This window comes from Streptomyces sp. YIM 121038, from assembly GCF_006088715.1.
Taxonomy (GTDB): domain Bacteria; phylum Actinomycetota; class Actinomycetes; order Streptomycetales; family Streptomycetaceae; genus Streptomyces.
Genome location: NZ_CP030771.1, coordinates 9254159 through 9279370, shown reverse-complemented (window position 1 = coordinate 9279370; position 25212 = coordinate 9254159). Strand labels below are relative to the sequence as shown.

20 protein-coding genes are annotated in these 25212 nt (G+C 72.4%); 5 read left to right on the top strand and 15 right to left on the bottom strand.

Going from position 1 to position 25212, the window contains the following annotated elements:
* Window positions 1-703: 703 nt before the first annotated feature.
* Window positions 704-943: a hypothetical protein gene (locus C9F11_RS39270; protein ID WP_138964807.1), complete on the bottom strand. Its 240-nt coding sequence runs from the start codon at window positions 941-943 to the stop codon at window positions 704-706.
* Window positions 944-1103: 160 nt separating this feature from the next.
* Here C9F11_RS39270 and C9F11_RS39265 point away from each other — a divergent pair, with 160 nt between their 5' ends.
* Together C9F11_RS39265 and C9F11_RS39260 are read left to right on the top strand one after the other, a co-directional pair.
* A complete protein-coding gene (locus tag C9F11_RS39265) occupies window positions 1104-2315 on the top strand; it encodes a hypothetical protein (protein ID WP_138964805.1) in 1212 nt (403 codons plus the stop codon).
* Window positions 2308-2904 carry a hemerythrin domain-containing protein gene (locus tag C9F11_RS39260; RefSeq protein ID WP_138964803.1) on the top strand — a complete coding sequence of 199 codons (597 nt, stop codon included), beginning with the start codon at window positions 2308-2310 and terminating at the stop codon, window positions 2902-2904. Before C9F11_RS39265 ends, C9F11_RS39260 begins: the two co-directional genes overlap by 8 nt.
* Here the strand turns inward: C9F11_RS39260 and C9F11_RS39255 are convergent.
* The 5 genes from C9F11_RS39255 to C9F11_RS39235 all read right to left on the bottom strand — a co-directional run bounded on the left by C9F11_RS39255 (window position 2876) and on the right by C9F11_RS39235 (window position 9448).
* Window positions 2876-3499 (bottom strand): TetR/AcrR family transcriptional regulator, encoded by a 624-nt coding sequence (locus tag C9F11_RS39255; protein ID WP_138964801.1) that lies wholly within the window; start codon window positions 3497-3499, stop codon window positions 2876-2878. The genes C9F11_RS39260 and C9F11_RS39255 overlap by 29 nt on opposite strands.
* Window positions 3500-3596: 97 nt before the next feature.
* Complete coding sequence (locus C9F11_RS39250) at window positions 3597-5159, bottom strand: NAD(P)/FAD-dependent oxidoreductase (RefSeq protein ID WP_138964799.1); 1563 nt, start codon at window positions 5157-5159, stop codon at window positions 3597-3599.
* A 115-nt stretch (window positions 5160-5274) separates the two neighbouring features.
* On the bottom strand, window positions 5275-7569 hold the full coding sequence (locus C9F11_RS39245; RefSeq protein ID WP_138964797.1) for a serine/threonine-protein kinase: 2295 nt from the start codon (window positions 7567-7569) through the stop codon (window positions 5275-5277).
* A complete protein-coding gene (locus tag C9F11_RS39240; protein WP_138964795.1) occupies window positions 7542-8477 on the bottom strand; it encodes an oxygenase MpaB family protein in 936 nt (311 codons plus the stop codon). The genes C9F11_RS39245 and C9F11_RS39240 overlap by 28 nt, the downstream gene beginning before the upstream one ends.
* A 158-nt stretch (window positions 8478-8635) precedes the next feature.
* Window positions 8636-9448: a metalloregulator ArsR/SmtB family transcription factor gene (locus C9F11_RS39235; protein WP_138967524.1), complete on the bottom strand. Its 813-nt coding sequence runs from the start codon at window positions 9446-9448 to the stop codon at window positions 8636-8638.
* A gap of 361 nt (window positions 9449-9809) precedes the next feature.
* Between C9F11_RS39235 and C9F11_RS39230 the strand changes: the two genes are divergently transcribed.
* Window positions 9810-10238 (top strand): peptidase inhibitor family I36 protein, encoded by a 429-nt coding sequence (locus C9F11_RS39230; RefSeq protein WP_171075995.1) that lies wholly within the window; start codon window positions 9810-9812, stop codon window positions 10236-10238.
* Window positions 10239-10502: 264 nt separating this feature from the next.
* Complete coding sequence (locus C9F11_RS39225; RefSeq protein WP_138964791.1) at window positions 10503-12020, top strand: FG-GAP-like repeat-containing protein; 1518 nt, start codon at window positions 10503-10505, stop codon at window positions 12018-12020.
* Between the two features lie 147 nt (window positions 12021-12167).
* On the opposite strand, the gene C9F11_RS39220 is transcribed toward C9F11_RS39225, so the two are convergent.
* The 7 genes from C9F11_RS39220 to tkt form a co-directional block, all read right to left on the bottom strand.
* Window positions 12168-12917 (bottom strand): nucleotidyltransferase domain-containing protein, encoded by a 750-nt coding sequence (locus C9F11_RS39220; protein WP_138964789.1) that lies wholly within the window; start codon window positions 12915-12917, stop codon window positions 12168-12170.
* Between the two features lie 264 nt (window positions 12918-13181).
* Window positions 13182-14066, bottom strand: coding sequence for a phosphogluconate dehydrogenase (NAD(+)-dependent, decarboxylating) (gene gnd / locus C9F11_RS39215; protein ID WP_138964787.1), 885 nt, complete (start codon window positions 14064-14066; stop codon window positions 13182-13184).
* Between the two features lie 6 nt (window positions 14067-14072).
* A complete protein-coding gene (gene pgi, locus C9F11_RS39210) occupies window positions 14073-15731 on the bottom strand; it encodes a glucose-6-phosphate isomerase (protein ID WP_138964785.1) in 1659 nt (552 codons plus the stop codon).
* The gene (gene opcA, locus C9F11_RS39205; RefSeq protein WP_138964783.1) at window positions 15724-16665 is read right to left on the bottom strand and encodes a glucose-6-phosphate dehydrogenase assembly protein OpcA; all 942 of its coding nucleotides are present in this window, start codon (window positions 16663-16665) and stop codon (window positions 15724-15726) included. The genes pgi and opcA overlap by 8 nt, the downstream gene beginning before the upstream one ends.
* Window positions 16662-18197, bottom strand: coding sequence for a glucose-6-phosphate dehydrogenase (gene zwf / locus C9F11_RS39200; protein WP_138964781.1), 1536 nt, complete (start codon window positions 18195-18197; stop codon window positions 16662-16664). Before zwf ends, opcA begins: the two co-directional genes overlap by 4 nt.
* Window positions 18194-19348 carry a transaldolase gene (tal, locus tag C9F11_RS39195; RefSeq protein ID WP_171075994.1) on the bottom strand — a complete coding sequence of 385 codons (1155 nt, stop codon included), beginning with the start codon at window positions 19346-19348 and terminating at the stop codon, window positions 18194-18196. The genes zwf and tal overlap by 4 nt, the downstream gene beginning before the upstream one ends.
* Before the next feature lie 28 nt (window positions 19349-19376).
* Window positions 19377-21461, bottom strand: a complete 2085-nt coding sequence (gene tkt / locus C9F11_RS39190; RefSeq protein WP_138964777.1) for a transketolase — start codon at window positions 21459-21461, stop codon at window positions 19377-19379.
* Window positions 21462-21666: 205 nt separating this feature from the next.
* Between tkt and C9F11_RS39185 the strand changes: the two genes are divergently transcribed.
* Window positions 21667-22581 carry an AraC family transcriptional regulator gene (locus C9F11_RS39185; protein ID WP_138964775.1) on the top strand — a complete coding sequence of 305 codons (915 nt, stop codon included), beginning with the start codon at window positions 21667-21669 and terminating at the stop codon, window positions 22579-22581.
* Between the two features lie 19 nt (window positions 22582-22600).
* Here C9F11_RS39185 and C9F11_RS39180 read toward each other — a convergent pair whose 3' ends face one another.
* Window positions 22601-23791, bottom strand: a complete 1191-nt coding sequence (locus C9F11_RS39180) for an acyl-CoA dehydrogenase family protein (RefSeq protein ID WP_138964773.1) — start codon at window positions 23789-23791, stop codon at window positions 22601-22603.
* A 184-nt stretch (window positions 23792-23975) separates the two neighbouring features.
* Window positions 23976-25184, bottom strand: a complete 1209-nt coding sequence (locus C9F11_RS39175; protein ID WP_249402068.1) for an ABC transporter substrate-binding protein — start codon at window positions 25182-25184, stop codon at window positions 23976-23978.
* Window positions 25185-25212: the final 28 nt, after the last annotated feature.

Genomic DNA, 25212 nt, shown 5'->3' with positions numbered 1-25212 from the left:
CGGCGCGGTCGGCACGGGGTGGGCGGCCTGGCGGCCGAGGGAGGCGGGGCGTCGCGGCGGGCGGCGCGGAGGGGGTGCGCCGTCCGCCGCGCACGGCGATCAACCGCCGCCGCCCCGGTACGCCGACGACCCGTACCGGCGTACGGAACTCGGCCGCGGTCGCCGCCGGTTCACCGCCGGGCCCGGCGGCCCGGCGGCCCGGTACGGGAGGCAGGGACACGTCAGCGTTTCCTTTCTCGGGCGTGCGCGGTCGCGCCGCCGTCGGCGAACGGGTTCTGCGGGATGCCGCGCCGGGCAGCAAGTGCACGGACACGCTTGGAAGTTGACGGGGCGACACCCCTGCCGGGCCACGGACGCGGCCGACGCGCGGCCGCTGTCTCCCGCCCCGGGCGACGTCACGTCAGCACGTTGACCGGATCCGGCGGATCCACACCGCACCGAGACGCCGCAGCCGCCCCCATACCTAGGGCGACCAGGTCTGGAACCCCCGCAATCCACGCATACTCCCCCGCTCGCTCAGGTAAGGCTAACCTAACTACTTATGTGCGGTGTGCGCAAGTGATCTTCACGCCGTACGACCTCGCACGACGCGACCGGGCGGCACACACGCCACAGGGCCATGTGACGACACGTCACATGGCCCTGTGGCACGGCGCTTCGCGGCGCGCCCCGCACGAGCGGCGGACCGGGCGGCGCCGCTCCCTCACCCCTGCGGTGCCTCCTGGCTGTCGCCGCTCCCCCGCCCCCACCCCTCCGGACCGCCCCCGCGCCACTCGATCAGCGGGGACACGGCGACTTCCACCGGGTCGAGGTCCAGGCCCGCGCGCCGCAGGAACTCGGTCACGTCCGCCACGCCGTGGGCCACGCCGACGTTCTCCCCGTGCACGTCCACCCGTCGGCCGCCGGACGGGGACGCGCGGTGCACCACGATCTCTGCTGTCATGCCTCCAGCGTGCGCCCGCGCCGCGGATGACGCAGTCCGACGTGCCGCCACCGGGGTCCGGCCGCGCGTGGCCGACCGGCACCGGCCCGTCGTTTCGCCCACCGGGCCCCGGGTACCCGGCGCCGGCCTTGTCCGGCACGGCGAAGCCGAGGAGTCCCCGATGACCCTGAACCCCCTGGAGCAGCGAGGCATCCCGCTGGACCGCCAGATACGGTCCTGGCGCGAACTGGACGTGGAACCGATCGACCCGGACCACTGCGATCCGTACACCCGGTGCCGCATCATCACGATGAACGGCATCGAGGTCGAAGCGGCGCTCTTCAGCCATCACTTCGCCCGCCACTGCCCCGACCCGGAGGTGCGGCGGCTCCTCGCCGAGGTCCGGTACGTCGAGCAACAGCAGCAGAAGGCCGTCAACTGGCTCCTGCCGGGGCTCGCCTCGGTCCTGGAGACGACCATCGCGTACGAGCAGGTCGCCGTGGACCTCACTTCCTGGGTGGCCCGGTCGGAGCCGGATCCGGCCCTGCGGCAGGCGTACCGGTTCGGCGTCCTGGAGGACTTCGACCACCTGTTCCGGTACGCGAACCTCTACGAGATGATCGAGCACCGCAAGGCCGACGCGATCGTCGGGCAGCTCACCGAGGTCATGCCGGGCCGCCCCACCGGGCTCCACCACCGGCACCCCGTGGACAACGTCCGCGAGCCGTACGACCGCGCCACCGCGCACCCGCTGTCCAAACTGCACGCGCTGACCGTCCTGTCCGCCGAGCAGCAGACCATGAACTTCTACATGAACGTCGGCCCGCAGTACATGGAGCCGATCGCCCGCCAGCTGTACCAGGAGATCGCGCTCGTCGAGGAGGAGCACGTCACCCACTACGAGTCCCTCGTCGACCCCGGCGAGACGTGGTGGGAGCAGCTCGTCACCCACGAGTACAACGAGTGCTACCTCTACCACTCCTTCATGGAGCACGAGACCGAACCCAAGGTGCGGGCCGTCTGGGAACTGCACCTGAACATGGAGCTGGAACACCTGCGCGTCGCCTGTGACCTGATGCGCCGGCACGACGGCCGCGACCCGCGGGAGATCCTCGCACCCGAGCTGCCGGCCCCCCTGACCTTCGAGCCCAACAAGGAGTACCTGCGTGGCCTCCTCGCCACGGAGATGGACCTGACCACACTGGGCACCGGCTATGTGCGGGACGCGCACGAGCGGTTCCAGAGCGTGCAGGAGCGGATCCACGGCGGCGAGGAGCCGCCGAGCGAGCGCGTCATGACCCAGCACGCCGACCTGTTCGGGCGCGCGTACCGCTCACAGCCCGGCGGCGACCGCCCCGACACCGCCTCACGGGTGAGGAGCCGCCATGTCTGACACTCCCGAGGGCGACGGAGACGTCGTCACGCTTCTGCTGCGGCAGCACGGCGACATCCGCACCCTGTTCGACGCGGTGGAGCGGGCCACGGGCGCCGAGCGGCGTGCCGCGTTCCGCCGTCTCGTGCGGCTGCTCGCGGTGCACGAGACGGCCGAGGAGGAGGTCCTGCACCCCGTCGCCCGCGCGGTGTTCACCGGCGGCCGCGACATCGTGCGGGAGCGGCTCACGGAGGAGAAGGAGGCCAAGGAGCTGCTCGCCCGTCTCGACGGCGTGGCCCCGGACGACCCGGCGTTCCTGCCCGCCCTCGCCCTGCTGCGCACCGAGGTGACGCGGCACGCCCGTGCCGAGGAGCGCTACGAGTTCCCGCACGTCCTCCGGCACACCCGGCCCGCGCGTCTCACCGCCATGGCGGCCGGGGTGCGGGCCGCGCAGGCCGTGGCTCCCCTGGACGAGAGCCCCCTCCCGGCACTCGTCGACCGCGCCCGTGACGCCGTACGCGAGGCCATGGGCATGGACGGAGCGGACCCCGCCCACGTCGGCCGCGCGGGCATCCGTTCCGTCAGCGTCGGTCGATCGCGCGCAGGGTGAAGGTCACCAGCTCGTCCTCCGCCGCGTTCAGGTCGAGGTCCGGGTGGGCCAGCCAGTGGCTGATGACGCCGTCGATGGCGCCGCCGACGGCCAGGGAGGTCGTGGTGGGGTCGAACGGCCGGAAGCACCCGGCCTCCTGGCCCGCGGTGAGCAGGTCCGCGAGGGCCTGCCAGCGGCCCGCGGTGTCGTGGCTTCCGGGGGTCTTCAGGCGGGTGCCGCCGTGGTCGTCGAGGAGCATCTCGGTGATGACGCGGACGTGGCGGCGGTTCTCCCGCTGGTAGCCGACCATGGCGCGGACGTAGGCGACCACGGCGGCGCGCGGCTCCGGGGCGGCCGCGACGCGCTCGCCGACGTACGCGGTGAACTCCTCCAGGACGTGGGCCAGCGCGGCCCGGGTGAGGTTGTCCTTGGAGGCGAAGTGGTAGAGGACCGCGGCCTTGGACAGGCCCGCCCGCTCGGCGATGGCCGACAGGGACGTCGACGGGTGACCCTTGGTGGAGATCAGGTCGATCGTGCACTCGATGAGCTGGCGACGGCGGGCCTGTTCGGTGAAGGTCGGTGTGTCCGCGCGGCGGCCGTCTCGTGGGGCAGCCATGGTGAGCACCTCTCGTTTCCTTCACGCACGCGTGGGGCGCTCCTCCCGGCCCCGCGCCGACCGGGACCGACCGTACACCAGTGCCGATCGCCGCTGATCAGCGCTCCAGGACCGCCATCGCGGCGTTGTGGCCCGCGATGCCGCTGACGCCGCCCCCGCGGCGGGCGCCCGCCCCGCAGAGGTGGACGTTCGGGTGGGCGGTGGCCACGCCCCAGCGGTCCTCGTGGCCTGCGGCCGCGTCCGCGTCCGCGTAGGGGAAGGAGAGGTCCCCGTGGAAGATGTGGCCGCCGGGCAGGCGCAGCTCGCGCTCCAGGTCCAGGGGGGTCTTCGCCTCGACGCAGGGGACACCGTCCGCGTCCGTGGCCAGGCAGTCGGCGATCGGCTCGGCCAGGTGCGCGTCGAGCTGGGCGAGGGTGGCGGCCAGGAGCGCGTCGCGGGCCGTGGCGTTGGTGGCCTCGGTGAACAGCCGGGCCGGGGTGTGCAGGCCGAACAGGGTCAGGGTGTGGTAGCCGCGCTCGACCAGGTCGGGGCCGAGGATCGTGGGGTCGGTCAGGGAGTGGCAGTAGATCTCGGAGGGCGGCGCCGAGGGCGGCGCGCCGCCCGCGGCCTCGGCGTGGGCCCGCGCCAACTCCTCGTAGCCCTCGGCGATGTGGAAGGTCCCGGCGAAGGCCTCGCGGGGGTCGACGGAGGGGTCGCGGAGCTTGGGCAGCCGCTTGAGCACCATGTTGACCTTGAGCTGGGCCCCTTCGGCGGGCGGGGGCGGCTGCTGCCCGGTGAGGGCGGCGAGTTCGTGCGGGGAGGTGCCGACGAGCACGTGCCGGGCGGCGACCGTGCCGTCGCCGTCCGCGGTGCGGTAGGACACCTCGGCACGCAGGCCGTCGGTCTCGACGCGCGTGACGTCGTGGCCGGTGAGCAGTTCGGCGCCCGCGGCCAGGGCGCGGTCGGCCAGGGCGCGGGTGAGCGTGCCCATGCCGCCGACGGGGACGTTCCAGTCGCCGGTGCCGCCGCCGATGACGTGGTAGAGGAAGCAGCGGTTCTGCCGCAGGCCCGGGTCGTGGGCGTCGGCGAACGTGCCGATCAGGGCGTCGGTGAGGACGACGCCGCGGACCAGGTCGTCGGTGAAGCGGGCCTCGACGGCCCGGCCGATCGGCTCCTCGAACAGGGTGCGCCAGACGGTGTCGTCGTCGACGAGCCGCCGCAGCTCCGCCTTGTCGGGCAGCGGTTCCGTGAGCGTCGGGAAGATCCGCCGGGCCGCGTGCGCGGTCAGCGCGTAGAAGTCGCGCCAGGCCTCGTACGCCCGGTCGTCGCCGGTCAGCCGGGCGAAGGAGGCCCGCGTCCGGGACTCGCCGCGGCCCACCAGGAGTCCGGTGGGACGTCCGTCGCGAACGGTCGGGGTGTACGACGAAACGGAGCGGGTGCGGACCCGGAAGTCCAGGTCCAGATCGCGCACGATCTTCCTGGGCAGCAGGCTCACCAGGTACGAGTAGCGGGAGAGGCGGGCGTCGAGGCCGGGGAACGGGCGGGTGGAGACGGCGGCGCCGCCCGGTCGGCCGAGGCGCTCCAGGAGCAGCACGGACCGGCCCGCGCGGGCGAGGTAGGCGGCCGCCACCAGCGCGTTGTGGCCGCCGCCGATCACCACGGCGTCATAGCTGGGTCGCATGCCTCTTCGTAGCACGGATCAGTTTTCGAGGGGGCGTTTCGCGGGGCGGGGAGGCGTTTCGCGCGGCGTGCGCCTCGGGTGTCGGGCGCGCGGGGCCGGCGGGGCGCCCGGTGTGTCAGTGGCCGCCCGTCGCGCGCTGCTGGCGCAGCGCCGCCACCCTGCGGTAGAGCGCCACCGCCTCCGCGCCGCGCCCGAGCTGTTCCAGGCAGTGGGCCTCGTCGTTGCGGCTGGCGAGGGTGTCGGGGTGGTCCGCGCCGAGGACGCGCTCGCGGGCCGCGGCCACGTGGCGGTAGGCCGTCAGCGCGTCCGCCCAGCGGCCGAGCCAGCCGAGGCCGACGGCGATCTCGCGGCGGCTGACGAGGGTGTCGGGGTGGTCGGCGCCGAGGACGCGCTCGCGCACGGCGCACACGTCGCGGGCCTCGGCGAGCGCCTCCTCCCAGCGGCCCTGGCGGCCCAGGTTGACGCCTAGGCCGTGGCGGGCGCGCAGGGTCTCGGGGTCGGCGGGGCCGTTGACGCGGGCGCGGTCCTCGATGAGGGAGCGGTAGAGCTCCAGGGCCTCGGCGCTGCGGCCGAGGCGGCCGAGGCTGATGCCGACCTCGTAGCGCGCGGCGAGCGTGTCGGGGTGGTCGGCGCCGAGGGCACCGGCGCGGGCCTCGGCGACCTCGCGGTAGGTGTGCAGCGCCTCCGGCCAGCGGCCCAACTGGCCGAGGGTGTAGGCGACTTCGTAGCGGGTGACGAGGGTGTCGGGGTGGGTGGGGCCGAGGACGCGGGCGCGGGCCGCCGCGACGTCGCGGGCCAGCCGGTGGGAGTCCTCGAGGCGGCCCAGACGGCTGAGGTTGAACGCCAGGTTGTGGCGGCAGCGCAGGGTGTCGGGGTGGTCGGGGCCCGCGGTGCGCTCCCGCACGGCGAGCACCGAGGTGTACACCTGGTGGGCCTCGAAGTGCCGGCCGAGCTGGCCCAGTACGTACGCCATCTCCTGGCGGACGGCGAGGGTGTCCGCGTGGTCGCCGCCGAGCGCGCGCTCGCGGCCCTCGGCCACGCGGGTGTACTCGCGCAGGGCGTCGGCGGGCCGCCCGGTGCGGCTGAGCGTGAACCCGACCTCGTAGCGGCTGGCGAGGGTGTCGGGGTGGTCGGGCCCGAGGACGTGCTCGCGCTCGGCGGCGACGGCACGGTGCACCTCGCCCGCCTCCGTCCAGCGGCCGAGGCGGCCGAGGCTCAGGCCCGCGTTGTGGCGGCTGACGAGGGTCGCGAGGACGTCCGGCGACGGAGTGGAGCGGCCCGGGGCGGGCCGCGGCCCGCCGGTGTGGCGGCCGGTGGCGCGCGGGATCCACTCGCCGGTGAGGCCCGCGGCCGCGTCGGGCGGGGTCAGGCGCAGGGGGCCCGCGCCGGTCGCCTTGTGCCCGGTGGTCATGCCGCGCGTCCACGACGGCAGGGACGGCTCGGACCGGCCGGGCGCGGGCCGTCCCGTGGGCCGCTCGGGAGGCGGGTGCTGGGTGCGGCGCAGGGGCGGGCTGACGACGGTGGGGACGTAGGTGGGGCGGGTCGGCTTGCCGCCGCGGCCCGCGGCGATGCGGCGGCCCAGCTCGCGGGCGTCGCCGGGCCGCTGGTCGGGGTGTTTGGCGAGCAGGTCGAGGACGATCCGGTCGAAGAACTCGGGGAGTTCGCCGCGGCGGCGGCGCGGCGGCTCGGGTTCGGTGTCGCGGTGGCCGACGAGGATCGCCCACGCGTCGTCGAGGTCGAACGGCGGGGCGCCGGTGGCGAGTTCGTACAGGACGCAGCCGAAGGAGTACAGGTCGCTGCGCTGGTCGACCTCGGCGCCGCTGATCTGCTCGGGCGACATGTAGTGCGGGGTGCCCATGGCGATGTTGGTGTTGGTCAGGCGCGAGGTGAAGCCGATGTCGGCGCCGAGCCGGGCGATGCCGAAGTCGCAGATCTTCACCGTGCCGTCGTGCAGCCGCATGATGTTCGCGGGCTTCAAGTCGCGGTGCACGATGCCCTGTTCATGGGTGTAGGCGAGGGCGGACGCGACCTGGTCGGCGATGTCCACGACGTCGGCGACGGGCAGCGGGTGCCGCGGGTTGTCGTCCAGGAGCTGGCTGAGGTTGCGGCCTTCGAGGAGCTCCATCACGAGGAACAGCACGCCGTCGCACTCGCCGAAGTCGTGCACGACGGTGATGCCGCGGTGCTGGAGCCCGGCCGCGACCCGGGCCTCGCGCCGGAAGCGCTCGCGCAGGACGCGGGTGAACGCCGCGTCGTGCTGGGGCCCGAGCGGCTTGAGGCACTTGACGGCGACCCGGCGGCCGAGCGATTCGTCGCGGGCCCGCCACACCTCGCCCATGCCGCCGCGGCCGATGAGGTCGAGCAGCTGGTACCGGCCCTGGATCAGCCTGGTGTCCCCCGACTCTGGCATCTCGTGCTGTCGCCCCCGTCGCGTCGTCGCGCCCTCCCCGGCCCGTCCAGTATGGCGTCCTGTCTGGCGACTTTGTACGACGCGGGGCGGCTGCCCGGGCCGAGCCGGGCCATGGCGCGCAGGATGTGCTTGGGCGGCAACTGCCAGCGCAGACGCGCGGGAACGCAGCGCAGCACGGTACCCGTGGTGACGAGGCGGCGCGTCACCGTCGCGGGCGGCGGCGCGCTCCTGCCGTACAGCTCGTGGGCGTAACGGGGCAGCGACGCGTAGGCGAGGTCCGCCACGCGCCGCCACAGCAGGGCGCGCGCCGGGACCAACAGGGGCGCGGTGGGGGGCCGCCGCAGGAAGTCGTCGACGACGCGCGCCTCCGCTCCGGCGGCGAGGTCGGGGGCCACCTTCTCGAAGTACGCGGCGAGTTCGGCCGTCGACGCCGGTACGCGGGCGGGGTCGAGGCCCACCAGGCGGGCGCTCTCGCGGTGTTCGGCGACGTACCGGTCGGCGGCCGCGGCACCGACCGGGAAGCCGGAGCGGCGCACGACGTGGAGGTAGGAGTCGATCTCGGCGCAGTGCACCCACAGGAGCAGCTCGGGTTCGTCGACGCCGTAGCGCTCCCCCGTGTCCGGGTCGGTCGCCGACAGCATCGTGTGTATCTTGCGCACCCGGGCGCCCGCCGCCTCGGCGGCCTCGGTGGTGCCGTACGTCGTCGTGCCGACGAAGCCCGCGGTGCGCATCAGCCGGCCCCAGGCGTCCTTGCGGAAGTCGGAGTTCTGCATGACGCCGCGCACGGCGCGCGGGTGCAGCGCCTGGAGGTACAGGGCGCGTACGCCCGCGACCCACATCATGGGGTCGCCGTGCATCTGCCACGTCACCGACGAGGGCCCGAAGAGCCCGGGGTCCGCGTCCCGCATGCCCCCACCTCCCCCGCCAGGCTACCCGCAGGCGGGGGGTTTGCTCCGGTGTGGAGCGAAGCGCATCGGCGGGAGGCCCGCGGGCCCCGGACACGGCCGCGTCCGGCTCGACCCTTCGGGCGGGCGGTGCCCGCGGGCACCGCGGGCACCGCGCGGGCTCACGCGTCCTTGCGGTCGGGGTCCGGGAGCTCCTCGCCCGTCTCCAGGAGGGTCTTGAGGCTGGAGAGGAGCGCGGCCCAGCCGTCGTGGATCATCTCCAGGACGGCGCTGCCGGGCTCGAAGCCGTCGTGGACGACGGTGAGCTTGACGGTCTCCCCCTGCGGCTCGATGTCGAACGACACCTTGGAGCGCTTCTCGGCGGCGATCTTCGCGAGCGACTCGTCGTCCAGGTTCACTGCCTTGGCGAAGCCGGGCGTGAAGGAGTGCCAGGTGTAGGAGAGCTTCCGGTAGGGGTCGCACTCCAGGACGACCTGCTCGGGGTCGGGGCCGGTCAGGCCGTGCCCCTCCCAGGCCATGACCGAGCCGGGCTGCCAGTCGGTGACGAACTCCAGGCCCCAGTAGCGCCGGGTGAAGGCCGGGTCCGTCAGGGCCTGCCAGAGCTTCTCGGGGGTGGTCTTGATGTACGTGGTGTAGACGAACGCGGTGTCGTCGGTGCGGCTCATGGTGCTGCTCTCCAATGCGTGCTTGAGATCGGCGAGCGCGTGGGCCCGCGCCCGGTCGTAACGGCTGATCCAGCGGTCGGCGATGGCGTTGATGGGCTCGGCGTTGAGGTAGTGGAGCTTCTCCCTGCCCCGCCGGACGGTGGTGACCAGACGGGCCTCCTCCAGGAGGGCCAGGTGCTTGCTCACCGACTGCCGGGCCATGTCGAGCCCCGCGCACAGCTCACGCAGGCTCTGGCCGTTGCGCGCGTTCAGGCTGTCGAGAAGCCGTCTGCGGCTGGCGTCGGCCAGCGCCTTGAAGACCTCGTCCATCTGGTGGTCCATCCCCGCCCTCCAATAGGCAGCCGTTCAGCTGCCTAAAACGATAGGCAGCCATACAGCTGCATGTCAAGGCGAGGCCCCACCACCCGCACGCCTCGGCACGAGCCCCGGCGGACGGCTCCACACACTCCGGGACGAGCCCCGGAACCCTGCGCCGAGGGCCAAGTAACGCCGCGCTCAGCGCCAACTCACCGAGCCTGACGCACGCCACAATGTGAGGGCAGCCGGAAGGGAACGGGGGCCCGGCACCGTGCTGTCACTCGCGCCTCGCGCCCCTCACCCCTCGCGCCACCACCGGACTGCCGCCCCATGCGCGTCTCCAGCACAACACTCCTACCCGAAGGGGAAATTCGTGCGGAAATCGCTAGCCGTGTTCGCCGGTGCCGTCGCGCTCGCGGCGACATTCGTCGGACCGAACGCCGCCAGTGCGTCCGAGACCCAGTTCACCAAGGTCCCCGGGGTCGAGGGCCTGTACCGGGTGACCGGAGCCAACAGCGACGTCATCGCGCAGGACGCCTACGACCGCTGCGGTGCGGGCACGTGCTTCTTCCAGCACTACAACGGCGAAGGCCTGTTCTGGACCGTCCCGAGCTGCGGACGCCACCACGTTCCCCCCTACCTCGACGGCAAGGCCACCTCCGCCTGGAACAGGACGCCGACGCCCGTCATCCTGTACGACGGCACCTACACCGGGCGCCTCGGCACCCTGCCCGGATGGTTCAAGGGCAACCTCAACCCCTCCCACGACAACAAGCTGAGCTCCGTCGACGCGGCCTGTTGACCCTGCCGTGAACCGGTGGCCCCGGGGCCACCGTCCGAGCCGCCCGTGAGCCGCGCCTCCTGAGGGCGCGGGTCGCGGGCGGCCTCGCGCGCCGCGGACAGGCGGGGCGGCCGGCCCGGCCCGGTCACTCCCCGGTCACCCACAGAGACCTCCGATGCACGGGGCAACCATTGGGCGACGTGGGTGGTCAAGGGAGTGAACCGGCGGTGAACTCCCCTACGGACGCGCACCGCCGACCTCCGATCAAAGGAATCCGGGAACCTTATGTCTCCAGCACGTCGCCGAGCCCGTCTCACCACGCCCCTGGTCGCCATGTCCCTGCTGACGGGTGGGCTGACGATCTGGTCCCTCGGCCAGAGCCCGGCCGAGGCCGCGACGCCCGCCGCCCAGAAGGCCGCCGCCGTCAAGGCGACGGACGACTTCAACGGCGACGGCTACGCCGACCTGGTCGTCGGCGCCCCGGGCGCCACCGTCTCCGGCAAGAAGAAGGCCGGATACGTGGCGGTGGCCTACGGCTCCAAGAACGGCCTCGACCCCGCCCACAAGAAGATCATCAGCCGCTCCACCAGCGGAGTGCCCGGCACGGCCGCCACCAAGCAGGAGTTCGGCCGCACCTTCACCAAGGGCGACCTGGACGGCGACGGCTACACCGACCTGGTCATCGGCACCGGCTGGCGGGACGCGGGATCGGTGATCGTATGGGGCTCCGCGTCCGGCCTCACCGGCGGCACGAAGATCAACACGTTCGGTCACGCCCCGCAGGCGGGCGACTTCGACGGTGACGGCAAGACCGACCTGGCGCTGTTCGCCACCGTGGCGTCCCACGGCGACGACCCGGTCGACCAGCGGGCCAGGCTGTGGAAGGGCCCGATCTCCCGCACCGCCAAGCCCACCGCGACCCTCGACTTCATGGACAAGTCACAGTGGTGGAGCTACGGCAGCGACGACCGGCCCGACCTCAACTGCTCGCCGCTGCCCGACAAGGTCGAGAGCTGCATCGACGGCCCGCGCTCCGTGAAGGGCCCGGTCGTCCCCCGGGCCGTCGGCGACGTCAACGGCGACGGCCGCGCCGACATCGCCGTGAACGACTACTACGGCGACGGCGAGTGGGGCAACCGGGTCCTGTACGGCTCCCCCACCGGCTTCAAGCGGGGCCAGGCCCCCGGCGCCAACGGAGCCCTCGCCCTCGGCGACGTCAACGGCGACCACTACGACGACCTGGTGGTCGGCGACAGCGACTACCAGACCGGGGTCACGGTCGCCTTCGGCTCGAAGGACGGGCTGAAGCTGGGTGAGGGCCAGGTCCAGAAGTTCAACCAGGACCTGCCCGGCGTCCCCGGCGCCGAGGAGGACGGCGACGCCTTCGGTGCCTCCGTCGCCGTGGGTGACGTCGACCGCGACGGCTTCGCCGACATCGCCGTCGGCGTGCCCGGCGAGGACATCGGCCGGGTCACCGACGCCGGTTCCGTCGTCCTGGTGCGCGGCAGCGCCGCCGGCGTGACCGGCACCGGTGCGCAGGCGTTCCAGCAGGACACGCCGGGGATCCCCGGCGTCGGCGAGAAGGGCGACGCGTTCGGTGCCGCCACGGCCCTGCTCGACGTCACCGGCGACGGCCGCGCCGACCTCGCCGCGTCCTCGGTCAACGAGAACGCGAGCGCGGGCGCCCTGTGGTCGCTGCGCGGCACGTCCACGGGGCTCACGGCCAAGAAGTCCGTGGCCTTCGGGCCCAAGGACCTGTCGGCTCCGTCCGTGGCGGCGCTGTTCGGCAGCGCCCTTCGCTGAGCGCTTGGCTGTAGGCCGTGTTGGACCGTGGATCACCTGCGGGTCCTTCGTGGCTGATCGCGCAGTTCCCCGCGCCCCTTCGGGGCACTCCCCATCGGGGCACGACCGCGTAGGGGCGGAGAGTGCTGCCCTCCGCCCCTACGTCGTTCAGGACGCTGCCGCGAACAGCTTCTCCGCACCCGCGACCGCTCGCGTCAAAGCCTCCGGGTCCGGGCTCAGGTTCGTCACGATCGTGTCGAGGTCGCGGAGCCCGGCGCGTTCCAGGAGGCGCTTCTCGTTCGTGGTCCACTCGCCGCGCGCCGCGAGGACCGCGTGGGCCGTCTCCATGGCGGCCACGGCGAGCGCCCCCGCCACCTCGGCGGCCCGGCCGCGCCCGGCGTACGCGCCCTCGGCGTACTGGAGCGTCAGGGCGGCCCGGCCGCGCCAGAACGCCGGGGCCGCCCCGCGCAGCGCGGACGGGTACTCGGGGCGGGGCAGGGAGCCGCTCAGCACCTGGTTGACGGCGAGTTCGGCGACGAGGAGGTAGCTGGGGATGCCCGCGAGGTGGAACATCAGCGGCTCCCAGTGGAAGCGCCCCTGCCGGGCCTGCGTCAGCTCGTGCTCGACGACGTCGAGGTCGCGGTAGTGCACGTCGACGCGGCGGCCCTCGATGCTGAGCCAGGCCCCGCCGTTGAAGACGCCCCCGCCCCACTCCCCCAGCTCGGACACCTGGCCGTCCCAGCCGACCGCGCGCAGGTCCGCCGGGTCGAAGGCGCCCCGGTAGTACACCGCCATGTCCCAGTCGCTGTCGGGTGTGTGGGTCCCCTGGGCGCGCGAGCCGCCGAGGGTGACGGCGTGCACGGCGGGGAGGGCGGCCAGCCGTTCGGTGACGGAGTGCAGGAAGACGTCGTCGGTCATGGGGTTCCAATCGTGTGAAGGGGATGACGGGCGTGCGGGCGCGCCACGCCGACGCCGGAGCCGGGGCTCGGACGGCGTCGTACGGATCGGCGCGCGGAGGTCATCACTCACTTCATGGGGCGTGATCGTACGGCCCCTGCCGCGGTGCGGCCAGCGATTTTCCGCGCGGCTCCAGGGCGCGGGCGGTGCGGGCCCGCGCCCTGGGGCCGCGAGGGCTGAGCGGGCCGTGGATCACAGCCCGCTCAGCCCTCGCTCAGTGCTCGCTCAGTGCTCGCTCTTGGACTCGACGGCGTGGCCGCCGAACTGGTTGCGCAGCGCCGCGATCATCTTCATCTGCGGCGAGTCGTCCTGCCGGGAGGAGAACCGTGCGAACAGGGACGCCGTGATCGCGGGCAGCGGCACCGCGTTGTCGATCGCCGCCTCCACCGTCCAGCGGCCCTCGCCGGAGTCCGCGGCGAAGCCCCGCAGCTTGTCCAGGTGCTCGTCGTCGTCCAGCGCGTTGACCGCCAGGTCGAGCAGCCAGGAACGGATGACCGTCCCCTCCTGCCAGGACCGGAAGACCTCACGCACGTCCGTGACCGAGTCCACGGCCTCAAGCAGCTCCCAGCCCTCGGCATAGGCCTGCATCATCGCGTACTCGATGCCGTTGTGGACCATCTTGGAGAAGTGACCGGCACCGACCTTGCCCGCGTGGACATAGCCGAAGTCGCCTTCCGGCTTGAGGGCGTCGAAGACCGGCTGGACGCGCGCGACGTGCTCGTCGTCGCCGCCGACCATCAGCGCGTAGCCGTTCTCCAGGCCCCACACACCGCCGGAGACACCGCAGTCGACGAAGCCGATGCCGCGCTCGGCGAGCTCGGCTGCGTGCTTCTCGTCGTCCGTCCAGCGGGAGTTGCCGCCGTCGACGACGACGTCGCCCTCGGCGAGCAGGTCCTTGAGTTCGTCGATCGTGGACTGGGTGGGGGCACCGGCAGGCACCATCACCCAGACCACGCGGGGGCCTTCGAGCTTGTCGACGAGTTCGGCGAGCGAGGCGACGTCGGAGACCTTCGGGTCACGGTCGTAGCCGACGACGGTGTGGCCCGCGCGGCGGATGCGCTCGCGCATGTTGCCGCCCATCTTGCCGAGGCCTACGAGTCCGAGTTCCATGTCGGTTCACACACCTTCCGGGGTACGCCCGCGCAGGGCGCGGTACTTCGTGACCAGGGCCGTCGTGGACGGGTCGAGGCCGGGGACGTCCGCGCCCTGGGTCAGGGCGGGTTCGACGCGCTTGGCGAGGACCTTGCCCAGCTCGACGCCCCACTGGTCGAAGGAGTCGATGTTCCAGACCGCGCCCTGGACGAACACCTTGTGCTCATAGAGCGCGATGAGCTGGCCGAGCACCGAGGGCGTCAGCTCCCGCGCGAGGATCGTCGTCGTGGGATGGTTGCCCCGGAACGTCTTGTGCGCGACCAGGTCCTCCGCCACCCCCTCGGCCCGCACCTCCTCAGGCGTCCTGCCGAAGGCCAGCGCCTGCGTCTGCGCGAAGAAGTTGGCCATCAGCAGATCGTGCTGGCCCGCGAGCGCACCCAGCTCCTCGACCGGCCGCGCGAAGCCGATGAAGTCCGCCGGAATGAGCTTCGTACCCTGGTGAATCAGCTGGTAGTACGCGTGCTGGCCGTTGGTGCCGGGCGTGCCCCACACCACCGGACCGGTCTGCCACTCCACCGCCCTGCCGTCCCGGGTCACGGACTTGCCGTTGGACTCCATGTCCAGCTGCTGCAGATACGCCGTGAACTTCGACAGGTAATGCGAATACGGCAGCACCGCATGCGACTGCGCGTCATGGAAGTTGCCGTACCAGACACCCAGCAGCCCGAGCAGCAACGGCACATTCGCCTCCGCCGGAGCCGTACGGAAATGCTCATCCACCAGCCGGAAACCCTCCAGCATCTCCCCGAACGCATCCGCACCGACCGCGATCATCAACGACAGACCGATCGCCGAATCGAAGGAGTAACGACCCCCCACCCAGTCCCAGAACCCGAACATGTTCGCCGTGTCGATACCGAAGTCCGCCACCTTCTCGGCATTCGTCGACAGCGCCACGAAATGCCTGGCCACGGCCGCCTCGTCACCAAGGGACGCCAGGAGCCAGGAACGGGCAGCCTCGGCATTGGTGATCGTCTCGATCGTCGTGAACGTCTTGGACGCGATGACGAACAACGTCTCCGCCGCATCCAGATCCCGCACGGCCTCGTGCAGATCGGCACCATCCACGTTCGACACGAAACGGACCGTCACATCGCGGTCGGTATAAGCACGCAACGCCTCATAAGCCATCGCCGGACCGAGGTCGGAACCCCCGATACCCACATTGACCACGTTCTTGATCCGCTTGCCGGTGTGGCCCCTCCACTCACCCGAACGGACCTGCCCCGCGAACGCCGCCATCTTCTCCAGCACCGCGTGCACACCCGCCACCACGTCCTCACCGTCGACCTCGACCACGGCATCCGCCGGGGCACGCAGCGCCGTGTGCAGCACCGCCCGCCCCTCCGTCGTATTGATCCTCTCGCCCCGGAACATGGCATCCCGCAACCCGAACACATCAGTCGCGGCGGCCAGTTCCCGCAAGAGCGCGAGGGTCTCGTCCGTGATCAGGTGCTTGGAATAGTCGATGTGCAGATCGCCGACCTGCGCCGTGTAGCGCTCGGCACGGCCGGGGTCAGCGGCGAACAGCTCCCGCAGATGCGTGCCCTCGGACTTGGCGCGGTGGTCCTCAAGGGCGGCCCACTGCGGTCGCCGGGTCAACAGGGGCGTGGTGTCAGGCATGTTGAACGGACTCCTTGGAGCCGGAGGCGTCGCCGTGCAGCGCGACGGCGTACATCTCGTCGGCGTCGAGGCGGCGGAGCTCTTCGGCGATCAGCTCGGCGGTCGTGCGGACCTTCAGGGCGAGGGTGCGCTCGGGCTGGCCGGGCAGGGACAGGGTGGCGAGGGGGCCCTCGGGGCGGTCGATGCGGATCTCTCCGTTCGCCGTGCCGAGGCGGACCGCGGTGACGACGGGCCCCGCAGTGGTGACGCGCTCGACCGGCACGCCGAGCCGGGCGCCGAGCCAGCGCGCGAGCAGCTCGGCGCTGGGGTTCTCGGCCTCGGACTCGACGGCGGCCGAGGTGATGTCGACGCGGGCCTGGTCGAGGGCCGCGGCCAGCATGGAGCGCCACGGCGTGAGCCGGGTCCAGGCCAGGTCGGTGTCGCCGGGCGCGTAGGACCTGGCGCGGTCCGCGAGCGCGGCGAGCGGGTCCTCGACGGCGTACGCGTCGGTGATGCGGCGGGCGGCGAGGGCACCGAGCGGGTCCTTGGCGGGCTCGTCCGGGGCGTCGACGGGCCACCACACGACGACCGGGGCGTCGGGGAGCAGCAGCGGCAGGACGACGGAGTCGGCGTGCTGGCCGACCTCGCCGTACAGGCGCAGGAGCACGGTCTCGCCGGTGCCCGCGTCGGCGCCGACCCGGACCTCCGCGTCGAGGCGGTTGCCCTGGCGGTCGCGCGGGGAGCGCGCGGTGCGCTTGATGACGACGAGGGTGCGCGAGGGGTGCTCGCGGGCCGCCTCCTGGGCCGCCTTGGTGGCGTCGTAGGCGTTCTCCTCGTCGGTGACGATGACCATCGTGAGGACCATGCCCACGGCAGGGGTCCCGATGGCGCGGCGCCCTTCGACGAGCGCCTTGTTCACCTTGCTTGCCGTGGTGTCGGTCAGGTCGATCTTCATGGCCTGCGCCAGCTCCGTCCGTCTCGTGCGAGCATTTCGTCCGCTTCGGCCGGGCCCCACGTACCGGCCGGGTACCTTGCGGGCTTGCCATGGTTGTCCCAGTGCCCCTCGATGGGGTCGAGGATGCGCCAGGACTCCTCGACCTCCTCCGTGCGCGGGAAGAGGTTGGCGTCGCCCAGCAGGACGTCCAGGATCAGCCGTTCGTAGGCCTCCGGGCTGGATTCCGTGAACGACTCGCCGTACGCGAAGTCCATCGACACGTCGCGGATCTCCATCGACGTACCCGGGACCTTGGATCCGAAGCGTACGGTCATGCCCTCGTCCGGCTGCACCCGGATGACGATCGCGTTCTGGCCGAGCTCTTCGGTGGCGGCTCCGTCGAACGGGGAGTGCGGGGCGCGCTGGAAGACGACCGCGATCTCCGTGACGCGGCGGCCGAGGCGCTTGCCGGTGCGCAGGTAGAACGGCACGCCCGCCCAGCGGCGGTTGTCGATCTCCAGCTTGACGGCCGCGTAGGTGTCCGTCTTCGAGGTGGGGGCGATGCCGTCTTCCTGGAGGTAGCCCTTGACCTTCTCGCCGCCCTGCCAGCCCTCGGCGTACTGGGCGCGCACGGTGTGCCGGTCCAAGTCGGCCGGAACGCGTACGGATTTGAGGACCTTGAGCTTCTCCAGGACGAGCGACTCGGCGTCGAAGGCGGCGGGCTCCTCCATGGCGGTCAGGGCCATGAGCTGGAGCAGGTGGTTCTGGATGACGTCACGGGCGGCGCCGATGCCGTCGTAGTAGCCCGCGCGGCCGCCGATGCCGATGTCCTCGGCCATGGTGATCTGCACGTGGTCGACGTAACTCCGGTTCCAGATGGGTTCGTACATCTGGTTGGCGAAGCGGAGGGCCAGGATGTTCTGGACGGTCTCCTTGCCGAGGTAGTGGTCGATGCGGAAGACCTGCTCGGGCGCGAACACGTCGTGGACGATCGCGTTGAGCTCCTTGGCCGACGTGATGTCGTGGCCGAAGGGCTTCTCGATGACGGCGCGCCGCCAGGAGCCCTCGGGCGCGTCGGCGAGGCCGTGCTTCTTGAGCTGCCGGACGACCTTCGGGAAGAACTTCGGCGGCACGGAGAGGTAGAAGGCGTAGTTGCCGCTGGTGCCGCGCTTCTCGTCGAGCTCGTCGACGGCGTCGCGCAGCTGCTTGAACGCGGTGTCGTCGTCGAAGTCGCCGGGGATGAAGCGCATGCCGTCGGCGAGCTGCTGCCAGACCTCCTCGCGGAACGGGGTCCGCGCGTGCTCGCGCACCGAGTCGTGGACGACCTGGGCGAAGTCCTGGTCCTCCCACTCGCGCCGGGCGAAGCCGAGGAGCGAGAAGCCCGGCGGGAGCAGCCCCCGGTTGGCGAGGTCGTAGACGGCGGGCATCAGCTTCTTGCGGGACAGGTCGCCGGTGACGCCGAAGATGACGAGCCCGGAGGGGCCCGCGATGCGCGGCAGGCGGCGGTCGCGCGGGTCACGCAGCGGGTTGCGCCACGTACTGCTGGGGCTCACTTGGACTCAACTCCCTGGCCGCGCAGGCCCTGCAGACGGGTGCCGACGGTGCCGAGGAGGTCGTTCCAGGCGACCGCGAACTTGGCCACGCCCTCGTCCTCCAGCTGCTGCACGACCTCGTCGTAGGAGATGCCGAGGGCGTCGACGGCCTTCAGGTCGGCGCGGGCCTGCTCGTAGCCGCCGGTCACCGTGTCGCCGGTGATCTCGCCGCGGTCGGCGGCGGCCTTCAGCGTGGCCTCCGGCATGGTGTTGACCGTGCCCGGCGCGACCAGCTCGTCGACGTACAGGGTGTCCTTGTACGCCGGGTCCTTGACGCCGGTCGAGGCCCACAGGGGGCGCTGCTTGTGGGCGCCCGCGGCCGCCAGGACGCCGGCGCGCGCGGCGGCGAAGACCTCCTCGTAGGCCTCGTACGCGAGGCGGGCGTTGGCGAGGGCGGCCCTGCCCTTCAGCTCCTTCGCCGCGTCCGTGCCGATCCGGTCGAGGCGCTTGTCGATCTCGGAGTCGACGCGCGAGACGAAGAAGGAGGCGACGGAGTGGATCGTGGCGAGGTCGTGGCCGCGCTCGTGGGCGAGCTCCAGTCCCTTGAGGTACGCGTCCATGACGGCGCGGTAGCGCTCCAGGGAGAAGATCAGCGTCACGTTGACGCTGATGCCGAGGCCGATGACCTCGGTGATCGCCGGGAGGCCCGCCGTGGTCGCCGGGATCTTGATCATGACGTTCGGCCGGTCGACGAGCCAGGCCAGCTGCTTGGCCTCGGCGACGGTGGCCTCCGTCCGGTGCGCGAGGCGCGGGTCGACCTCGATCGACACGCGGCCGTCGCGGCCGCCCGTCGCGTCGTACACGGGGCGCAGGACGTCGGCGGCGGCGCGGACGTCGGCCGTGGTCATCATGCGGACGGCCTCGTCGACGGTGACGCCGCGGACGGCCAGGTCGGCGAGCTGGTCCTCGTAGCCCTCGCCGGAGCCGATGGCGGCCTGGAAGATCGAGGGGTTGGTGGTGACGCCCACGACGTGGCCGTGCGCCACGACGTCGGCGAGGTCACCGGACTCGATGCGCTTGCGGGACAGGTCGTCCAGCCAGATGGAGACGCCCGCGTCGGACAGGGCCCGCAGGGGCTGCGAGGTGGGTACGGCGTTGCTCATGTTCTTCATCTTCTTTCGCGTACGTGCTGCGTAGTGATCAAGCGCGGGCGGCGGCCAGGGATTCCCTGGCCCGCGCGGCGACGTTCTCGGCGGTGAAGCCGAACTCGGCGAAGAGCGTGGCGGCGTCCGCGGAGGCGCCGAAGTGCTCCAGGGAGACGACGCGTCCGGCGTCGCCGACATAGCGGTACCAGGTCAGGGCGATGCCCGCCTCGACGGCCACGCGCGCCTTGACGGACGGCGGCAGGACGCTGTCGCGGTACTCCTTCGGCTGCTCCTCGAACCACTCCACCGACGGCATCGACACGACGCGCGTCGCGATGCCCTCGGCCTCCAGTCGCTCCCGGGCGCCGACGGCGAGCTGCACCTCGGAGCCGGTGGCGATCAGCAGGACGTCCGGGGTCCCCTTCGACGCCTCGGCGAGCACGTAACCGCCCTTGGCCGCCGCCTCGTTGGCCTCGTACGTCGGCACGCCCTGCCGGGTGAGGGCCAGGCCGTGCGGGGCGGGGTCGACGGAGCCGCGGCGCAGGATCTCGCGCCAGGCGACGGCCGTCTCGTTGGCGTCGGCGGGGCGGACCACGTTCAGGCCGGGGATGGCGCGCAGCGAGGCGAGGTGCTCGACCGGCTGGTGGGTGGGGCCGTCCTCGCCGAGGCCGACGGAGTCATGGGTCCAGACGTAGGTGACGGGCAGCTGCATCAGCGCGGACATGCGGACCGCGTTGCGCATGTAGTCGGAGAACACCAGGAAGGTACCGCCGTAGACGCGGGTGTTGCCGTGCAGCGCGATGCCGTTCATCTCGGCGGCCATCGAGAACTCGCGGATGCCGAAGTGCACGGTGCGGCCGTACGGGTCGGCCTCCGGCAGCGGGTTGCCCTCCGGCAGGAAGGAGCTCGTCTTGTCGATGGTGGTGTTGTTGGAGCCCGCCAGGTCGGCGGAGCCGCCCCACAGTTCGGGGATGACCGGGCCGAGGGCCTGGAGGACCTTGCCGGACGCGGCGCGCGTGGCGACCTTCGGGCCGGCCTCGAACGCGGGCAGCGCCTCCTCCCAGCCCTCGGGCAGGCGGCCCGCGATGACGCGGTCGAGGAGCGCGGAGCGCTCGGGGTTGTCGGCGCGCCAGGCGGCGATCCGCTTGTCCCAGGCGGTGTGCGCCTCGGCGCCGCGGTCCAGGGCCTCGCGGGTGTGGGCGATGACGTCGTCCGCGACGGCGAAGGACTGCTCGGGGTCGAAGCCGAGGAGGCGCTTGGTGGCGGCGATCTCGTCGGCGCCGAGGGCGGAGCCGTGGGACGCCTCGGTGTTCCGCGCGTTGGGCGCGGGCCAGGCGATGACCGTGCGCATCGCGATGAAGGACGGCCGCTCGGTCTCGGCCTTGGCGGCGGCGAGCGCCTCGTACAGGGCGTGGACGTCGATGTCGCCGTCGGCTCGCGGGGTGACGCGCTGCACGTGCCAGCCGTAGGCCTCGTAGCGCTTGAGGACGTCCTCGGAGAACGCGGTCTGGGTGTCGCCCTCGATGGAGATGTGGTTGTCGTCGTAGAGGAAGACGAGGTTGCCGAGCTTCTGGTGGCCGGCGAGGGACGAGGCCTCGGCGGAGACGCCCTCCTCCAGGTCGCCGTCGGAGACGATCGTCCAGATGGTGTGGTCGAAGGGGCTCGTGCCCCGGGGTGCCTCGGGGTCGAACAGGCCGCGCTCGTAGCGGGCGGCCATGGCCATGCCGACGGCGTTGGCGGCGCCCTGGCCGAGCGGCCCCGTCGTCGTCTCGACCCCGGCGGTGTGCCCGTACTCGGGGTGGCCCGGCGTACGGGAGCCCTGGGTGCGGAACGCCTTGAGGTCGTCGAGGTCCAGCTCGTAGCCCGCGAGGAAGAGCTGGGTGTACAGGGTGAGGCTGGTGTGGCCGGGGGACAGCACGAAGCGGTCGCGGCCGGTCCACTCCGGGTCGGCGGGGTCGTGCCGCATGACCTTCTGGAAGAGGGTGTACGCGGCGGGCGCGAGGCTCATGGCCGTGCCGGGGTGTCCGTTGCCGACCTTCTGCACGGCGTCGGCCGCCAGGAGGCGGGCGGTGTCGACGGCACGCTGGTCGAGGTCGGTCCACTCGAAGGGGCCGAGGGTGTCCGGTGTCTGCGTGCTCATCTGTCTGAATTCCTTCGCATCCGTGAGTCGTCTTTCGTGCCCGAAGGCACTACCCGCCGAGGACCAAAGCCCCTGGTCGAGCCATCTACGAAGGTAAAGGTCATACTTTTGGCGAGGTAGGTGCCCCCGTGCCAGCGTTGGGTGAAAATGGGACACGCACAGCGGTCGGGGTCTCCGTGAGGCCCCTTTGAGCCAAGGACAGTGGATGACGGAGCGGGGCGGCGCACGGACGAGCGCACATCTGGGAGCCGCGGAGCACATCCGTACCTACCCCTTCGACCCGAGCGCGAGCGTGTCCGGGGTCGGCATGCAGATCGGTCCGATGGGCACCGACGGCCCCTGGGCGGGCGGCGTGGGCCTGTCGCGGCGCGTGCACCGCATCGACTTCCACGTGCTGCTCTTCTTCCGCGAGGGCCCGGTCCGCCACACCATCGACTTCGCGGAGTACGCGGTCGGCGCGGGCGACGTCCTGTGGATCAGACCCGGCCAGGTGCACAGCTTCTCGGCGACCGACCGGTACGTGGGCACCGCGCTCACCATGCAGCCCGGCTTCCTGCCGCGCGCGACCGTGGAGGCGACCGGCCTGTACCGCTACGACCGCCCGCCGCTGCTGCGTCCGGACGGGGCCCAGCGCGCCGCGATCGACGCCTCCCTGGAGCAGTTGCAGCGCGAGTACCTGGACACGGCGACGCTGCCGCCGAGCCTGCACACCTCGGTCCTCAGGCACTCCCTCACGGCCCTCATGCTGCGGGTGGCGCACGTCTCCGCGCAGGCCGCGGCGGACGAGTGCAGGCCGCAGCCGGACACCACGTTCACCCGGTTCCGCACGGCGGTCGAGCAGGGCTTCACGACCAACCACAGCGTCAGCGCCTACGCCGACGAGCTCGGTTACTCGCGCCGCACGCTCGTGCGCGCCGTGCGCGCCGCCACCGGCCAGACCCCGAAGGGCTTCATCGACCGCCGCGTGATCCTGGAGGCCCAGCGCCTGCTCGCCCACACCGACCTGCCGGTGGGCCGCATCGGCGCGGCCGTCGGCTTCGCGGACTCGGCGAACTTCTCGAAGTTCTTCCAGCAGCACACCGGGTGGACCCCGGCGACGTTCCGCTCGGAACAGGCCTGAGGCCTTCCGGGCGGCCCGGTCAGCGGCGCACCCGGGGCATGCCCAGGCCGATCCACGAGATGATCTCGCGCTGGATCTCGTTGTTGCCGCCGCCGAAGGTGAAGATGACCGCGGAGCGGTAGCCGCGCTCCAGTTCGCCCTGAAGGACCGCGCCCGCGGAGCCCTCCTTCAGGGCGCCCGGGGCGCCCACGACCTCCATCAGCCAGGCGTAGGCGTCGCGGCGCGCCTCCGAACCGTAGACCTTGACGGCGGAGGCGTCCTGCGGGGTGAGCGTGCCGTCCTGGACCGCGTGCACCATCTGCCAGTTGAGGAGCTTCATCGCGTCCAGCTTCAGATGGGTCCGTGCCAGGCGGCTGCGCACCCAGGGCAGGTCGATGACGCGGCGGCCGTCGGCGAGCTTGGTGCCCGCGGCCCAGTGGCGCACGTCGTGCAGGGCGCGGATCGCCATGGTGCCGTGCGCGGCGAGCGTGACGCGCTCGTGGTTGAGCTGGTTGGTGATGAGCCGCCAGCCCTTGTTCTCCTCGCCGACGCGGTGCCCCGCGGGCACCCGGACGTTCTCGTAGTAGCTAGCCGTGGTGTCGTGCCCGGCGAGGGTGCTGATGACGGTGCAGGAGTAGCCGGGGTCGGTCGTCGGTACGAGGAGCATGGAGATGCCCTGGTGCGGCGGCGCGTCCGGATCGGTGCGCACGGCGAGCCACACCCAGTCGGCGGTGTCGCCGTTGGTCGTCCAGATCTTCTGCCCGTTGACCGTGTAGTGGCCGGTGGTCTCGTCGCCCTCGCGCACCGCCCGCGTCCTGAGCGAGGCGAGGTCGGTGCCCGCGTCGGGCTCGCTGTAGCCGATGGCGAAGTCGATCTCGCCGGAGAGGATCTTCGGCAGGAAGTACGCCTTCTGCTCGGCGGTGCCGTAGCGCATGAGGGTCGGGCCGACGGTGTTCAGCGCCATCAGCGGCAGCGGGACTCCGGCCTGGGCCGCCTCGTCGAAGAAGATGAACTGCTCCATGGGCGTGAGCCCGCGCCCGCCGTACTCCTCGGGCCAGCCCACGCCGAGCCAGCGGTCGGCGCCGAGGCGGCGGATCGTCTCGCGGTAGAACCGCTTCTGCGCGGCGCGGTCGCCGAACCGGGCGCTCGCGTGGTCGGGCACGAGCTCGGCGAAGTACGTACGCAGTTCGGCGCGCAGTCGCTGCTGCGCGGGCGTGTATGCGAGGTGCACGGCCCCTCCTTGCGGTCCGTTGCCGAGGCGGCCCTGACGCCGCCACCGGCGCCACCGCACGGCGGCGGCCCGGCTTGACGGCGGCCACAGTAGAACGTGTTCCAGTAAGGGGGAAGAGCGACGACGGGACCCGTCCACCGCCCCGGAGGCGTGCGGCTCCAGCCCCGTCCGCAAAGGACGGGGGTCACCCGCCACCGCACACCGGCAGGTCCTGTCCGGTGCGTGCCGCCTCCAGTTCCGTCAGACGGGCGTCCAGTTGCCTCGGGGCGACGAGGAAGCGCAGCACCGCCTGGTGGAAGGCGTCACGGGTGGTGCGGGGCATGAGGTCGGAGGCGTCCCAGCAGCGGGGCTCCCCCGGTGTGCGCAGGTCCTCGCCGATCTTCCGCGCCACGCTGTCCCGGCCACCGTCCGGCGCGGCCTCCTTGTTGGCGGTGTACTCCGGCAGCGCCGTGCCGGGGTCGGCCAGGTAGCGGATGAACTGTTCGGCCTCCGGCGAGCGGTTGAGCAGGGTCGCGAGGTCGCCGGACACCTCCCGGGCCCCGGCGTCCGGGCCCGCGTCGGGGACGATCGCGGCGGAGTGGACGTAGTCGCCGCCCGCCCGGTGCCAGTGGGCGGCGCGGAAGGAGCCCTGGTGCTCCAGCCGGCCGGGGGCGCAGTCCGCGCCGAAGCCGGTGGTCAGGGCCCGCTCGACACGGCGGTTCCGGCCGGCGCCGACCAGTTCGCCGAAGGTGGTCCAGGCCTTGCGTACGGCGCCGTCGGTCCAGGGGAGTTCGCCCTTGGCCCAGTCCTCGTACACCCGGGGCCCGGCCTGCTGGAGCAGGATGTCCTCCACCCAGTCGGTGCCCGGCCAGCCGGAGGTCGCGCCGGACTCCATGCCCAGGCACCACCGCCCGGGCGTGCCCGCCGACCGTCTGCCGGGCCTCTCTCCCGCGTACCACACCATGCTCTTGAGGCCGGTCTTGACGGGGAGCCAGTAGGTGTGGCCGCCCCGGCCGGGGATCGTCACCTCGGGCGCCCAGATGCGGTCGTACTGCCGGGGGTCGAACAGCCCGTCCAAGGACTGAAGCCTGCCGTCGGCCGCGTAGGACAGCAGTTCGCCCGGCCCCGGCAGGATCGCCACGTCGGGTGGGTTCCCGGCCGCCACGTCAGCGGCGAGCACCTGGCTCAGCGCGGAACTGCCCTGGTAGACGACGTCGATCCGGTACTTCTCCTCGAACGGCTCGATGACCTTCTCCTGAAAGTGCTCGCGCTCCGCGCCGCTCCAGTTGGCGAGCAGGGTGACCGAGCCCGTCGCCTCCCGGGCCCAGCGCACCCCGGCGACCACCCCCGCGCCGAGCAGGACCAGACAGACGGCGAAGACGGCGAGGGTGCGGCGACGGGAACGGCGCGGCACGGCGCTCGTCCCGGCGCTCGTCCCGGCC

What these genes read in the sequence shown, in the direction of transcription:
- tkt (WP_138964777.1), bottom strand. Translation starts at nt 21,461, where the DNA reads ATGAGCACGCAGACACCGGACACCCTCGGCCCCTTCGAGTGGACCGAC.
- gnd (WP_138964787.1), bottom strand. Translation starts at nt 14,066, where the DNA reads ATGGAACTCGGACTCGTAGGCCTCGGCAAGATGGGCGGCAACATGCGC.
- opcA (WP_138964783.1), bottom strand. Translation starts at nt 16,665, where the DNA reads ATGAAGATCGACCTGACCGACACCACGGCAAGCAAGGTGAACAAGGCG.
- tal (WP_171075994.1), bottom strand. Translation starts at nt 19,348, where the DNA reads ATGAAGAACATGAGCAACGCCGTACCCACCTCGCAGCCCCTGCGGGCC.
- C9F11_RS39185 (WP_138964775.1), top strand. Translation starts at nt 21,667, where the DNA reads ATGACGGAGCGGGGCGGCGCACGGACGAGCGCACATCTGGGAGCCGCG.
- C9F11_RS39245 (WP_138964797.1), bottom strand. Translation starts at nt 7,569, where the DNA reads ATGCCAGAGTCGGGGGACACCAGGCTGATCCAGGGCCGGTACCAGCTG.
- C9F11_RS39255 (WP_138964801.1), bottom strand. Translation starts at nt 3,499, where the DNA reads ATGGCTGCCCCACGAGACGGCCGCCGCGCGGACACACCGACCTTCACC.
- C9F11_RS39265 (WP_138964805.1), top strand. Translation starts at nt 1,104, where the DNA reads ATGACCCTGAACCCCCTGGAGCAGCGAGGCATCCCGCTGGACCGCCAG.
- C9F11_RS39270 (WP_138964807.1), bottom strand. Translation starts at nt 943, where the DNA reads ATGACAGCAGAGATCGTGGTGCACCGCGCGTCCCCGTCCGGCGGCCGA.
- C9F11_RS39260 (WP_138964803.1), top strand. Translation starts at nt 2,308, where the DNA reads ATGTCTGACACTCCCGAGGGCGACGGAGACGTCGTCACGCTTCTGCTG.
- C9F11_RS39240 (WP_138964795.1), bottom strand. Translation starts at nt 8,477, where the DNA reads ATGCGGGACGCGGACCCCGGGCTCTTCGGGCCCTCGTCGGTGACGTGG.
- pgi (WP_138964785.1), bottom strand. Translation starts at nt 15,731, where the DNA reads ATGCCTGACACCACGCCCCTGTTGACCCGGCGACCGCAGTGGGCCGCC.
- C9F11_RS39225 (WP_138964791.1), top strand. Translation starts at nt 10,503, where the DNA reads ATGTCTCCAGCACGTCGCCGAGCCCGTCTCACCACGCCCCTGGTCGCC.
- C9F11_RS39250 (WP_138964799.1), bottom strand. Translation starts at nt 5,159, where the DNA reads ATGCGACCCAGCTATGACGCCGTGGTGATCGGCGGCGGCCACAACGCG.
- C9F11_RS39220 (WP_138964789.1), bottom strand. Translation starts at nt 12,917, where the DNA reads ATGACCGACGACGTCTTCCTGCACTCCGTCACCGAACGGCTGGCCGCC.
- C9F11_RS39235 (WP_138967524.1), bottom strand. Translation starts at nt 9,448, where the DNA reads ATGGACGAGGTCTTCAAGGCGCTGGCCGACGCCAGCCGCAGACGGCTT.